Below are 12,553 nucleotides of genomic sequence, written 5' to 3'. Positions count from 1 at the left end.
TACGACTAACGGGTGCCGAAGACTACCATGGTTTTCCCTTTTACAGAGACGATACCTTCATCTTCCAGATTTTTTAATACCCTGCCGACCATTTCCCGGGAGCAGCCAACGATTCGACCGATTTCCTGGCGGGTCACACGGATCTGCATGCCATCGGGGTGGGTCATGGCATCAGGTTGTTCACATAAGTCGAGAAGGGTTCTGGCCACACGACCAGTCACATCGAGAAAAGCGAGGTCACTGACTTTGCGGGTTGTTATCTGCAGGCGTTTAGCAATTTGCTTACTGATCTCAAAGAGGATGTCTGGAATTTCCCGTGCCAGTTCCCGTGCCCGGGAGTAACTGATTTCTGCAATTTCACAGTGAACCCGCGCCCTGATCCATGCTGAACGTTTGGTATCAACGTTGTTCAGGAACAGGCCCAGTTCTCCGAAAAAGTCTCCACGGTTGAGGTAAGTGATGATGATTTCACGGCCATCGTCGTCTTCAACGAAGACGGTCACAGAGCCGTCTACGATGTAATAAAGGGTGTCTGCAGCATCGCCTGCGCTGATGATGTTGGTGCGTGCGCGATAATGATGAATATGACAATGCTTAAGAAAACGCTCTGTACGTTCTTTTTGCTCGACAGGTATATGTCGGGTTCGTACTACCATAGGTGACATTCCGTTACTGTTGGAATTTTTAAAGCCATATCCCGGCGTTTCTTTTTTTATGCTTTTAACACTTAATCTGTTTTTAGCTCAAGTGTCGAGTTTTGTGCTCTGATAGACGCTCTAAATGAGATACATTTCTCAAGTAGACGACTTCCTCAGTGGTAGTGTAAATGAAATACAGTCCCCCTGAACAGGTTGTCTCTGTGAATGTATAATCGGTGATCTTGTCATTCAATTAAATGACATACCACATCTAATTTTTAGTCATCCGGTGCTCCTTGTCTGACAGAAGGGAATAGTTGGGTGGTATTGAAAGAGAGAAAGCATGAAAGCTCAGGTGAAATGGATTGATGGCATGCGATTCGCCGGCACGTCTGGTAGTGGCCACAGCATTATGATGGATACGTCCAGCAAGCACGGAGGTTCTGAATCTGCTCCAAGCCCAATGGAAATGATTCTGATGGCTGTTGGTGGTTGTTCATCCGTGGATGTTATCAGCACTCTGAAAAAGTCCCGCCAGGATGTGATTGATTGTGAAGTACAGCTCGACAGCGAGCGTGTGGATGCGGTGCCTGCCATTTTCAGCAAAATTCATCTGCACTTTATTGTTACTGGCCGTGGCCTGAAGGAAGCTCAGGTACGTCGGGCTGTAGAGCTGTCTGCCGATAAGTACTGTTCTGCTTCTATTATGCTGGGTAAAGCTGGCGTGGAAATTACTCACGATTTTGAAATTGTTGAGCTGTAATTTTCGCCAAACAAAAAAGGAGCCTCTTAGGCTCCTTTTTTGTTTTGAGCTTCCATCAACCTGGAGGCCAGCGCATTGGGCGTTCTCCAAGAAGGTGCAGGTGAATGTGATAAACCGTTTGCCCACCCTGGCGATTGCAGTTCATAACCACACGGTAACCATTGTCTGCCAACTTTAATTCTTTGGCCAGTTTGCTGGCCGTCAGCATTATGTGCCCCAACAACTCTGCATGTTCTGGTTCGGCATCATTTAAGGTGGCAATGTGCTCTTTCGGTATAATCAGAATATGCACAGGGGCAGCAGGGAACTTATCCCGAAAAGCCAGAACCTTGTCGTCTTCGTAAACCTTGGTTGACGGTTCATCGCCACTGATTATTCGGCAGAACAGACAGTTAGAGTCCGTGCAGGACGCCATGGCTATACCTTCTCTTAAAATGGTTTAACGACAACCAGAATAATAATGCCCAGAAGCATGAAAACGGGTATTTCATTGAATACGCGATAAAACTTGTGGCTGCGGGTGTTGTTGTCATTGGCGAATTTCTTCACATAGGCTCCACACATATGGTGGTAGCCAATCAGCAGAACGACAAGAGTAAGCTTGGCGTGCATCCAGCCTTGCTGCATATAGCCGGGAATAAGATGGAGCAGCCAGAATCCAAAAATAAGGGTGAAGATCATGGACGGTATCATGATGCCCCGATACAGCTTTCTCTCCATGACCTTGAAACGTTCATTGCCTTCTTGATCAGTGGTTTCGGCGTGATAAACAAAGAGTCGAGGAAGGTAAAAAATGCCGGCAAACCAGCACACCATGGAAATAATATGGAAAGCCTTGATCCACAGATACATACCCTCACCCCACTTTTTATTTTGATGGTTTAGAAATTATCCAACCATTATACCCGGTAATAACGTTGAAGACTTTCTCTGGTTACGATGCCTACAGTGCGAATTTCCTGTTTGCGCCCCTGATCAGTTATAAGGAGAGCATCAATCTGTTTGTTCTTCATCAGCTCCCAGGCTTCATAAACCGAGGCTCGATTGGTGAGATGGCAGATGTCGTAGCGAACCGCTGGTACACCCAACAAATCGATATATTCTCCAATATGATCCTGAGATAATTCTTTATCCTGATCGAAGAACTGCCCAAGAGCCATGGTTGGCATCAGTGTTTTGGGGCGTCCTTCATCTGAAACCAATAGCCATTCTGGCTGCTCCCGTAGTTTTTCCTGAATATCCTGTTCGCTCTGCCAGCGCTCCAGTTTCACATAACTTTTATTAACGAGACTGCTGATACCCATGCGATTTAAAGCACGATGTACAGGGTTGTTTGCTCGGTCGTAACCCCAACAGTCGAGAATTAATTCAAAGATCCCGTGTTGACGTAAAAGCAGTGTGGAAGTGAGAGCGGAAACAACGATAGCCAGAAGAGCGGGAAAAAGCAGGCTTGGATTCCTCGTGAGTTCAACAACCGTTACCAGTGCAGTTAACGGTGCCTGCAGTACAGCGCCTAGCATGGCGCTCATACCAACCATAACGTGAAAGCCGGTACTGCCTGTGGTGAGTCCTAGGATGCTGGATGCCAGGGTGGCGATCAGGGCACCACCAACAGCACCAAGGAAAAGTGTCGGGCCAATCAGTCCACCGGGTAAACCCATGCCAACACTGGCTGATGTTGCGAGTAGTTTGCAGGCCAAAACTGTGATGAGCAGGGCAGGGATATGGTTGCCATTCAGAAGTTCGGTAATGGTTCCATAACCTACACCCATAATCTCAGGGGCTGGAATAGCCAAGAGACTGGTGATTGCTGTAGCTAGCAGCAGTCGTGTTGCAACGGTAAAAGTCTTTGTTCGTTTATTGAAGAAAATAATCAAACGGCAGTAGAGGGTACTGACTATTCCCATGGCAAAACCAATAAGAATAACCAGGGGCAGTTCATCCAAAAGGTTTACGGCAATAGAAGGAACGGCAAACGCAGGCTCTGTACCGTAGATTAACTGGGTAATAGCGGCGGCACTGACAGAGGCCAGCATCACCGGCAGGAAACCAGCGACTGTATATTCCACCATCAGAACTTCCAGCGCGAAAATAACACCAGCCACAGGGGTGTTGAATGCTGCAGATATGGCTGATGCCGTGCCGCAAGCCACAAGTATTCGCAAACTGTTATTAGGCAGGCGCATACACTGACCAAGCAGGCTGCTTGCTGCTGCCCCCAGATGAACTGCGGGGCCTTCTCGGCCGATAGAGTGGCCACTGGCAATAGCAATAGCGCCAGCAAAAAACTGATGTAGAAAGTTGCCTATCCTGAGTCGACCCTGGTGCCAGTCCAGTCTTTCAATCAGGTGGACAACACCAACTGGGCGGGACTTGCTGCGAATCACCAGCGCAATAGCAATCAGGAGAACTGAACCAATAAAAGGCAAAATGATGCGGTGTTCCCAGGTCAGCTGTTGATAGGCGCCTTCGGGCAGTCCCTGAAGAAAAATGCTTGAAAGAAGGGTAATTAGCTCTCTGAACAGCATAATAATCAGAGCTGTCACAACGCCTGAAATCAACCCAAGAAGAGAGAGCTGGGGGAGGGCGTCAATACTGGCCAGTTTGTGGCGGAACCGGTCAAAGTCCGGTCGTGTTGGTTTCATTCTCACCAGATGAGTAAAATCCTTGTTGAGTTGTCACGTCTACTATTCAACCGTAGTTCCTGAAGCGACCCCTAAAGCGGCTGGAGCCGTGTTTTGGCTGTGCACTTGAGTTGGCAGCTGTTTCTGGCGGAAATTACGCCTGCCCCATCTCTGGACAGGTGCGTAAACTGCATAAGTTTTCTAAGAGATCGTAACCTCGCGTTTTGTGACGCTGTCGACATAGTTGCGATGGCTAAATTGAACAGTCTATTCGGGCGATTTTACCATGAAACGCAGGAAAAACGGGCATTAACCCGTGAGGGCATGCCGAAGATATTATCTGTGCAGTGCAATGCTCTACTGCACTGCAAGTCGAGGGCTGTTTATAATGGGCAGAAATAAGCAGCAAGAGCGGGTGAGGGAAAGTGATTAAAGCGGGTGTTGTTGGCGGTACAGGTTATACCGGAGTAGAACTGCTGAGGCTTCTGGTCAAGCATCCAGGAGTTGAGCTAACTGCGGTTACATCCCGCGCGGAAGCTGGCCGTCGTGTTGATGATCTTTACCCTAACTTGCGCGGTCATATTGACCACTGCTTTACTGCGCCAGATACCGACGTGCTGGCGGCCTGTGATGTGGTATTTTTTGCAACGCCTAATGGCGTAGCCATGAAGCAGGTGCCAGAACTTCTTGCTAAAGGTGTTCGGGTTATTGATCTGGCAGCAGATTTTCGGATTAAAGATATTGATGTCTGGGGAAAGTGGTATGGCATGACCCACGCCTGTCCGGAACTTGTGGATGAAGCAGTTTATGGATTGCCTGAACTTAATCGGGAATCAATAGCCAAAGCACGACTGGTAGCAAATCCTGGCTGTTATCCAACAGCTGTCCAGCTGGGTTATAAACCCCTTTTGGATGCAGGGTTAATCCAGCCTGAAAGTCTGGTCGCTGATTGTAAATCCGGCGCCAGTGGAGCCGGTCGTGGAGCCAGTGTTGGAACTCTGCTCTGTGAAGCGGGAGATTCTTTTCATGCTTACGGTGTTTCCGGTCATCGTCATCAACCGGAAATTGAGCAGGGTTTGGCAGTAATGAGTGATGGTGAAATTAATCACCTGACATTTGTTCCTCATCTTTTGCCGATGATTCGTGGCATTCATGCCACCCTTTATGCCCGGTTGGCTCCAGGCAAAGATGTTTCTACGGAACAGCTGCAATCTCTGTATGAGCAGACTTATCAGAATGAAGCTTTTGTTGATGTTATGTCTCAGGGAAGTCTGCCGGAAACCCGCAGTGTGCGGGGAGCGAATCAATGCCGTATTGCTCTGTATCGCCCCGGCGATGGTGACACGGTTGTTATTCTGTCTGTGATCGACAATCTGGTAAAAGGTGCGTCGGGACAGGCGGTACAGAATATGAATGTGATGTTTGGCCTTCCTGAATCGGAAGGTCTCGAGATTGTTGGCCTGCTGCCCTGATAGTTAGGAGTACTGTTTGAATAAAGGCTGGAAAGAGCTTTTACGCTTTGGTGGTTCCCGCCCCTCACAGGGAAGTAAACGGCTGCTCGTTGTTGATCACGATCCTGGCCGCCATGTTCGGTACCGCTTGCTGGTACTGCTGCTGGTGGCTGGAACGGCAATAGCCAGTTTTTATCTGGGTATTACTATGGCCGCCAGAGAGCTAGGAATTCTTCAGGATGAACTGATTCTGACCAAAGCGGAAAACAGTGAACAAGTTGAAGAACTGGATATTTTGCGCAGAAAGGTCGCCATTCTTGAGCGCGGTGCCTGGATCAGCCGTGAAGCGGCTGAAGAGGTTCGGCTGGAACTGGTGAAGCTACGGGAAGAAAAAAGTGTATTGACCCGGGATCTCAGCTTTTTCAGAAGCATTATGGATCCGGCCAGTCTGGAAGAAGGGGTCAATATCCAAAGTTTCGAACTGTTGCCAACCTCCGATCCCGGTAAGTTCCAGTGGAAATTTATGGTCGTCCAGAATGCTAAACAGCATCGCCTGCAAAAGGGTAGCTTCAAGGCCAGGGTTGATGGCTATTTAGGCGATGCCAAGAAATCTTATGACCTGAGCTCCCTGTCCAAACAGTTAGAGAATGGTGGGCAGGGGCTCGGGTTTCGTTATTTTCAGAGTGTTCCCGGTGACGGAGTATGGGGCGTTTTGGAGTTGCCGGAAGGTTTTGAGCCTGAGGCAGTGGAGGTATCAGTTCAGCTGACCAGCCCATCACGGAAGATTATTAAAAAGACGTTTGAATGGCTTATTGAGGAATCTGAGTAGTTATGTGGGGCAAAAAAGGCCAAAGTGATGTGGTAGCTCCTGCCAGCGGCAGTACAACCCTAATCTCTGATCACACCGAAATAACTGGTGATATTCGCTTCCGCGGTGTTATGCATGTGGAAGGTAAAATTGTTGGCGATGTGCGTGCTGCGGAAGGTACTCTGCGCCTGGTTGAAGGGGGCGTAATTGAAGGTGATATTAACGCTCCTCACGTGATTATCAACGGTTCAGTCAAAGGCGATGTTTATGCAACTGAAAAGCTTGAGCTGGCGTCTAAAGCTGAGATCAGTGGTAACGTGTACTACCAGTTGATTGAGATGGTAATGGGGGCACAGGTGAACGGTAACCTGGAGCATATGACTCCGGCGCAGGTTGAACCTAAAGCCATAGAAGCTCCTGTATATGAAGGTGAAATCGAGCCAGCTATGGCCGATTGATAAAGCAATTTTTCGGTCATTTCATTGATATGACCGGTGTTTACTATAGTTGACTGTATTACTCGGATATGAGGATAATATCCGAATATGCTGTAAGTCAGGAGGTCGAATGTCCGCCGCCGAAACTTTTGTCCCGGAGCCGATTATTTTCAGCGATAACGCTGCAGCCAAAGTGAAAGCTTTGGTTGAGGAAGAAGGCAATGGAAAGCTGATGCTTCGTGTCTATGTAACCGGTGGAGGCTGCTCTGGCTTTCAATATGGTTTCACCTTTGATGAAGAATTGGCTGAAGACGATACTGTTGTAGAGAAAGCTGGCGTAAAAATGGTTGTTGATTCCATGAGTTTCCAGTATCTCTTTGGTGCCACTGTTGATTATGTAGAAGGCTTGGAAGGCTCACGATTCACTGTGACCAACCCCAATGCCGCTACAACTTGTGGTTGTGGTATGAGCTTTACCGTGTAACCACACCCCAGATAAAAATACCCGGCAATTGCCGGGTATTTTTTTGTCTACAGCTTGCGGGCTTAGGCGGGATAAATACCGCCAAGGATTCTTTTCCCAGAAGCGTTAGTTACGGCTGGCAGGTTGCCGGGTAACCCATGTAGAGTTTGCCGGGCCAGCCATGCAAAAGCTGTTGCTTCTACCCATTGGTGGGGTAGCCCTAGAGAATCTGTTGTGGCGACATGGAAGTTCTCCAAATTGCTGGAAAGCTTTCGAATGAGTGTTGTGTTCCGGGCTCCGCCACCACAGATATAAACTTCCCGGCAGTCGGGTGCATGTTCACGAATCGCATCAGCCAGGGAGCGGGATGTGAGTTCAACCAGTGTGGCCTGAACATCTTGTCCAGTTAGCTGCTCGTCTAAGTGAGACAAACCATGCCAGAGCCAGGAATGATGGAAGTATTCACGACCGGTACTTTTCGGCGGCGTGCGAGAAAAGAAGTCGTCGGCAAGAAGTGTTTCCAGTAATTCTTCTGATGCAGTTCCTGTGGCAGCCCAGCGACCATTTTTGTCGTAGCGTCTGCCGCTGTGGCGGTAGCACCAGTCATCCATCAATGTGTTGCCGGGGCCGGTATCAAAACCAATCACGCTTTGATCTGCGGAGGCTGGCAAAACAGTTATATTGGCAATGCCGCCTATATTGGCGATAACCCGGGTTCTCGTTGGATGGCGAAAAATGGCTTCATGAAAGGCTGGAACTAAAGGTGCACCTTCTCCACCTGCAGCCATATCTCGACGGCGAAAATCTGCAACAGTGGTAATGCCTGTTTGTTCGGCAATCAGGCTGGGGTTGCCAATCTGTAAAGTGTTACCAACTTTTGGCAGATGGCGAATGGTTTGCCCATGGCTGCCTATGGCGCGTACGGCGCTGGCTGGGACATTAGCTAGCTGCAAAAGGTTGTTAATAGCTTCTGCTGCAAGAATGGCAACGGCCAGGTCTGCTTGACACATTGCTTCAATTTCATTTTCGCCCGGTTGGCATAAAGCAAGAAGCTGGCTGCGCAGTCTTGCTGGCAATGGAATGGATATATGTTCCTGAAGCACCGGAAATCCCGGTGCCAGGTCAACTAGCACGGCATCCATGGCGTCCATGCTGGTTCCCGACATCAGACCGATATAAAGCTCGGTCTGGTCAGGTTCTTTTGAAAGAATGTTCTTTATTTTATTGGGTTGAGACATCGCTATTGTCTTCTGCAGAAGCTAGGAGCGTAGCGGATTTCTGCTCAAGTTCTGCAAGCATAACCCGGGTCAGACTACGAAAATCTTTCATTTCACTGGCTGCCAGAGGCTGGGCGTCAGGAAGTTTGATGGTTAATGGATTACGGTGTACGCCATTTACACGGAATTCGTAGTGCAGATGAGGGCCTGTTGCCCAACCAGTCTGTCCAACATAACCGATGGTCTGTCCCTGTTTGACTCTCTGCCCTTTACGCAATCCACGAGCGATGCGGCTCTGATGCGCGTAAACAGTGACAACATTATTTGGATGTTTGATAAAGACAACATTGCCAAAACCGTTCTGTCGACCGGCGAATTTTACAACGCCATCACCTGAAGCTTTGATTGGCGTACCGGTTGGTGCTGCATAGTCAACACCGCGGTGAGGACGCTTGGTTTTAAATACCGGGTGCAGACGGTTTGGATTAAAACGGGAACTGATTCTGGTGAAATCAACCGGCGTGCGGATAAACGACTTGCGCATGCTTTTTCCGTCAGCGCTGTAGTAATCGCTTTCACCGGTGCTGTCGGTGTAATAAACCGCTTCCAGTGTTTTGCCTCGATTGGTAAATGTTGCAGCCAGAATGTTGCCGTAACCAATTCTTTCGCCGTCCAGGTACTTCTCTTCGTAAACAAGGCTAAAACTGTCGCCGTCCCTGATGTCCAAAACGAAGTCGATATCCCAGCCAAAGATATTGGCTAGCTTCATGGTCATATTGTCTGTCAGGCCGGCATTCGTAGCAGCAACAAACAGAGAATTAATAATGGTGCCAGAAGCGTAGGCGCGACGGATGTCAGGTGTGCGAATGATTTCCTGAGATTCGAAACCGTTTTCAGTTTTCCGGTATTCAATGCTCTCAAGGCGATTGCGAACATATTTCAGGGCTTGCAGTTCGCCGTTAATGCGACCAAACACAATAGTCTGCCCAGGGCGAATATCTGCAAGAGCTTTACCGTGTTCACTGGTGCGCAGGATACGTTGCAGTGTGCCCGCACTCAGAGACTGTCGCGAAAAAATGCCGGACAGAGTATCGCCGGAACGCACCTTAGTCTGTTGCCAGGCAATAACTGGCTTAAAGGTTTCTGGCTGCGCAGATGTGACGGACGGAAGGTTCTTCTGTTTTTCTACAGTAATCTCAGAAAGTGCTTTTTCTGGAGTTGCTGGATCAGCTGGCTGGAAGTTCGATGCTTTTTCTTCAGAAAGCAGAACGCTGACAGGTGTTGGATTATCGATGTCAGTAAGAGACAAAGGAATCTCAGTTCTCTTTGCCTGTGCGTTTTCACCCGGTACCAGAGCCAGCATCAGGCCAACGCAGGACGACGCGGCGGCAATAACCAGCACGTGGCGTCTCGGAAAATTTTTAGCTGCAAACTGCAGCACTTGTTTCAGTACGTTCATACTCGAAATAGCGTGGCTATATAAGCGGGTTTCTCAAAATAAAGATACAGTATAAAGCTTTCTTTAGCGCGTAAATACCCGTGGCTTGCCAGATATCTGTGTGGATAAGTCCAGATGGGGGCGATGAAAGCAGGTGATGTCAGGAGGTTGTCTTTTTTCTGCCATCCGGTATGTTTGCCCCTTTTAGTATTCATCAACTCGCAGACACGGGAAAAATAGTCTGCGGGGTTACTGACAGGTAGTTGAGCTATGTTGGGCCAAAAGCCGTTATTGGAAGATCTGCAACAGCGTGGGCTGATCAATCAGGTTACTGCGGAAGAAGAGCTGGTTGATCATATTTCCGAAGGCTCACGCACCCTTTATTGTGGCTTTGACCCAACTGCAGACAGTCTTCACCTTGGTCATCTGGTTCCTCTTCTGGTATTGAAGCGATTCCAGCAGGCAGGTCACAAACCTATTGCTTTGGTGGGTGGGGCAACTGGTTTGATTGGTGACCCAAGTTTTAAAGCTGCTGAGCGTCAATTGAACACTGCTGACGTTGTTGCTGGCTGGGTGGATAAGATCAAAGGTCAGGTGAGTCAATTTATTGACTTTGACTGCGGTGAAAACTCTGCCATCGTGGCTAACAACCTCGACTGGACTGGCAATATGAATGTGCTCGATTTCCTGCGGGATATCGGTAAGCACTTCTCTGTGAATGCCATGGTTAGCAAAGAATCTGTAAAGCAGCGTATTAATCGTGAAGGTTCCGGTATCTCTTTTACTGAGTTTTCCTACGCGCTGCTGCAGGGGATGGACTTTGCTGAACTGAATCGTCGTCATGACTGCACATTGCAGATTGGTGGTTCCGATCAGTGGGGTAACATTGTTGGTGGTATTGATCTGTCCCGTCGCCAGAACAAGGCGCAGACTTTTGGTCTGACCGTTCCTCTGATCACCAAAGCTGACGGCACCAAATTTGGTAAAACAGAAGGTGGTGCAGTTTGGCTGGATCCTAAGAAGACTTCTCAATATGCCTTCTACCAGTTCTGGCTGAACACTGCTGATGCGGATGTGTACCGCTTCCTGAAGTTCTTCACTTTTCTGTCTGTAGAAGAGATAGAAGCTATTGAAAAAGCAGATGCTGAACGCAATGGTAAGCCGGAAGCGCAGGCGGTGCTGGCTCGTGAAGCAACCAAATTAGTTCACGGTGAAGAAGGTCTGGCTTCTGCCATGCGTATTACAGAAGCACTGTTCTCCGGTGATCTGAACTCTCTGAGTGAGGGTGAGCTGGAGCAGCTGAGCATGGATGGTTTGCCTTGCACCAAGTTTGCTGTTGCAGATCTTGAAGGTAAATCCTTGAATCAGTTCCTGGCGGAAAGTGGTTTGGCACAAGGTAAGCAAATTAAAGATGCACTGGGTCGCAGTGGTTTGCTTATTAATGGTGATGCCAAATCTATGGAAGACAATATGAAGGTGGCTGAAGCTTTTGCTGCTGAAAAGGCTATGTTTGGTCGTTTCTTCCTGGTGAAGATGGGTAAGAAGAAGCATCAGTTATTTGAACTGATCTAATTCACCTTCTTTAATAAACAAAAACACCGGCATTGCCGGTGTTTTTGTTTATACGTCGTCGGCATTCTTTTTTTTTAATGATGTTATTGACAAGTTAAAGCAAATTCGTAGAATGCGCTCCTCGTTGGCTGGCGCTGAAACGCACAGGCAAGCAGAGAGATGCAAATTTCGAATGTTTGTTTTGATTTCGGAAAAACACTGGTTGACACCGACCGGCTCCACGGTAAAATGGCGGCCTCGCTGATCGGACAGCTTCTTAGCTTCCTTCTCTTATCAAGTAAGCCTTTAGCGGTTTTGATAAAGGGCTTCAGCAATCCTCATCACGAAATGAGTTGGTGAGCGATCTTTAACAAAGAATTCAGGCAATTCGTGTGGGTGCTTGCCTGGTGAGATAAAGCTTTCTGATTAACGCTTCGTCGTTATGAAGATTGCAAAAGATACTTTGTCTCATCAAGTAAACACTCATCAATTAAGTTTTTTGAGTAATTTGCGACGATGGGCCGCTTTCATCTTCCCTTTCTTTTATAGAGAGCGAGGTGTTAGCAAAACGATTTAAACTGAAGAGTTTGATCATGGCTCAGATTGAACGCTGGCGGTAGGCTTAACACATGCAAGTCGGGCGGAAACGATGAGAGCTTGCTCTCAGGCGTCGAGCGGCGGACGGGTGAGTAACACGTAGGAATCTGCCTGGTAGTGGGGGATAGCCCAGAGAAATTTGGATTAATACCGCATACGCCCTACGGGGGAAAGCAGGGGATCTTCGGACCTTGCGCTATCAGATGAGCCTGCGTCGGATTAGCTAGTTGGTGGGGTAATGGCCCACCAAGGCGACGATCCGTAGCTGGTCTGAGAGGATGATCAGCCACACTGGGACTGAGACACGGCCCAGACTCCTACGGGAGGCAGCAGTGGGGAATATTGGACAATGGGCGCAAGCCTGATCCAGCCATACCGCGTGTGTGAAGAAGGCTTTCGGGTTGTAAAGCACTTTCAGCAAGGAGGAAAGGGATAAGGTTAATACCTTTGTCCTGTGACGTTACTTGCAGAAGAAGCACCGGCTAACTCCGTGCCAGCAGCCGCGGTAATACGGAGGGTGCAAGCGTTAATCGGAATTACTGGGCGTAAAGCGTGCGTAGGCGGCC

The 12,553-nt window shown here is 48.5% G+C and carries 12 protein-coding genes and 1 rRNA gene; 7 read left to right on the top strand and 6 right to left on the bottom strand.

Annotated features, from left to right (window positions below; genetic code table 11):
• Positions 1 to 5: 5 nt before the first annotated feature.
• The gene (gene crp / locus ACY2RR_RS00065; RefSeq protein WP_490106082.1) at positions 6 to 656 is read right to left on the bottom strand and encodes a cAMP-activated global transcriptional regulator CRP; all 651 of its coding nucleotides are present in this window, start codon (positions 654 to 656) and stop codon (positions 6 to 8) included.
• 325 nt (positions 657 to 981) lie between these two features.
• On the opposite strand from crp, the gene ACY2RR_RS00060 reads away from it, so the two are divergent.
• On the top strand, positions 982 to 1,401 hold the full coding sequence (locus ACY2RR_RS00060) for an OsmC family protein (protein WP_490106081.1): 420 nt from the start codon (positions 982 to 984) through the stop codon (positions 1,399 to 1,401).
• A gap of 55 nt (positions 1,402 to 1,456) precedes the next feature.
• On the opposite strand, the gene ACY2RR_RS00055 is transcribed toward ACY2RR_RS00060, so the two are convergent.
• Genes ACY2RR_RS00055 through ACY2RR_RS00045 form a run of 3 tightly spaced genes read right to left on the bottom strand, consistent with a single transcriptional unit; the run spans position 1,457 to position 4,046 of the window.
• The gene (locus ACY2RR_RS00055; protein ID WP_490106080.1) at positions 1,457 to 1,816 is read right to left on the bottom strand and encodes a histidine triad nucleotide-binding protein; all 360 of its coding nucleotides are present in this window, start codon (positions 1,814 to 1,816) and stop codon (positions 1,457 to 1,459) included.
• Between the two features lie 14 nt (positions 1,817 to 1,830).
• Entirely contained in the window at positions 1,831 to 2,253 is a 423-nt protein-coding gene (gene hemJ, locus ACY2RR_RS00050; RefSeq protein ID WP_490106079.1) for a protoporphyrinogen oxidase HemJ, read from the bottom strand.
• A gap of 47 nt (positions 2,254 to 2,300) precedes the next feature.
• Entirely contained in the window at positions 2,301 to 4,046 is a 1,746-nt protein-coding gene (locus ACY2RR_RS00045) for a chloride channel protein (RefSeq protein ID WP_490106078.1), read from the bottom strand.
• Positions 4,047 to 4,450: 404 nt separating this feature from the next.
• On the opposite strand from ACY2RR_RS00045, the gene argC reads away from it, so the two are divergent.
• The 4 genes from argC (at position 4,451) to erpA (ending at position 7,205) form a co-directional block, all read left to right on the top strand.
• Complete coding sequence (argC, locus tag ACY2RR_RS00040; RefSeq protein WP_490106077.1) at positions 4,451 to 5,497, top strand: N-acetyl-gamma-glutamyl-phosphate reductase; 1,047 nt, start codon at positions 4,451 to 4,453, stop codon at positions 5,495 to 5,497.
• Between the two features lie 16 nt (positions 5,498 to 5,513).
• A complete protein-coding gene (locus ACY2RR_RS00035; protein ID WP_490106076.1) occupies positions 5,514 to 6,305 on the top strand; it encodes a DUF6776 family protein in 792 nt (263 codons plus the stop codon).
• A gap of 2 nt (positions 6,306 to 6,307) precedes the next feature.
• Complete coding sequence (locus ACY2RR_RS00030) at positions 6,308 to 6,742, top strand: bactofilin family protein (RefSeq protein WP_490106075.1); 435 nt, start codon at positions 6,308 to 6,310, stop codon at positions 6,740 to 6,742.
• A 109-nt stretch (positions 6,743 to 6,851) separates the two neighbouring features.
• Positions 6,852 to 7,205 carry an iron-sulfur cluster insertion protein ErpA gene (erpA, locus tag ACY2RR_RS00025; RefSeq protein WP_490106074.1) on the top strand — a complete coding sequence of 118 codons (354 nt, stop codon included), beginning with the start codon at positions 6,852 to 6,854 and terminating at the stop codon, positions 7,203 to 7,205.
• 62 nt (positions 7,206 to 7,267) lie between these two features.
• On the opposite strand, the gene ACY2RR_RS00020 is transcribed toward erpA, so the two are convergent.
• Together ACY2RR_RS00020 and ACY2RR_RS00015 are read right to left on the bottom strand one after the other, a co-directional pair.
• Positions 7,268 to 8,422: an anhydro-N-acetylmuramic acid kinase gene (locus tag ACY2RR_RS00020; RefSeq protein WP_490106073.1), complete on the bottom strand. Its 1,155-nt coding sequence runs from the start codon at positions 8,420 to 8,422 to the stop codon at positions 7,268 to 7,270.
• Positions 8,406 to 9,860: an OapA family protein gene (locus tag ACY2RR_RS00015; RefSeq protein ID WP_490106072.1), complete on the bottom strand. Its 1,455-nt coding sequence runs from the start codon at positions 9,858 to 9,860 to the stop codon at positions 8,406 to 8,408. The genes ACY2RR_RS00020 and ACY2RR_RS00015 overlap by 17 nt, the downstream gene beginning before the upstream one ends.
• 249 nt (positions 9,861 to 10,109) lie before the next feature.
• Here ACY2RR_RS00015 and tyrS point away from each other — a divergent pair, with 249 nt between their 5' ends.
• Together tyrS and ACY2RR_RS00005 are read left to right on the top strand one after the other, a co-directional pair.
• Positions 10,110 to 11,411 carry a tyrosine--tRNA ligase gene (tyrS, locus tag ACY2RR_RS00010; protein WP_490106071.1) on the top strand — a complete coding sequence of 434 codons (1,302 nt, stop codon included), beginning with the start codon at positions 10,110 to 10,112 and terminating at the stop codon, positions 11,409 to 11,411.
• A 554-nt stretch (positions 11,412 to 11,965) separates the two neighbouring features.
• Positions 11,966 to 12,553: ribosomal RNA gene (locus ACY2RR_RS00005) — 16S ribosomal RNA — on the top strand; the annotation flags it as partial.

Source organism: Parendozoicomonas sp. 2304DJ65-17 (assembly GCF_058148445.1).
The sequence above is the reverse complement of the archived record's forward strand: the minus strand, read 5'-3'. Positions and strand labels throughout refer to the sequence as shown.

Excerpts from the sequence above, each read along its gene's own strand:
- crp (WP_490106082.1), bottom strand. The coding sequence starts at position 656 with ATGGTAGTACGAACCCGACATATACCTGTCGAGCAAAAAGAACGTACA.
- ACY2RR_RS00060 (WP_490106081.1), top strand. The coding sequence starts at position 982 with ATGAAAGCTCAGGTGAAATGGATTGATGGCATGCGATTCGCCGGCACG.
- ACY2RR_RS00055 (WP_490106080.1), bottom strand. The coding sequence starts at position 1,816 with ATGGCGTCCTGCACGGACTCTAACTGTCTGTTCTGCCGAATAATCAGT.
- hemJ (WP_490106079.1), bottom strand. The coding sequence starts at position 2,253 with ATGTATCTGTGGATCAAGGCTTTCCATATTATTTCCATGGTGTGCTGG.
- ACY2RR_RS00045 (WP_490106078.1), bottom strand. The coding sequence starts at position 4,046 with ATGAAACCAACACGACCGGACTTTGACCGGTTCCGCCACAAACTGGCC.
- ACY2RR_RS00030 (WP_490106075.1), top strand. The coding sequence starts at position 6,308 with ATGTGGGGCAAAAAAGGCCAAAGTGATGTGGTAGCTCCTGCCAGCGGC.
- erpA (WP_490106074.1), top strand. The coding sequence starts at position 6,852 with ATGTCCGCCGCCGAAACTTTTGTCCCGGAGCCGATTATTTTCAGCGAT.
- ACY2RR_RS00020 (WP_490106073.1), bottom strand. The coding sequence starts at position 8,422 with ATGTCTCAACCCAATAAAATAAAGAACATTCTTTCAAAAGAACCTGAC.
- ACY2RR_RS00015 (WP_490106072.1), bottom strand. The coding sequence starts at position 9,860 with ATGAACGTACTGAAACAAGTGCTGCAGTTTGCAGCTAAAAATTTTCCG.
- tyrS (WP_490106071.1), top strand. The coding sequence starts at position 10,110 with ATGTTGGGCCAAAAGCCGTTATTGGAAGATCTGCAACAGCGTGGGCTG.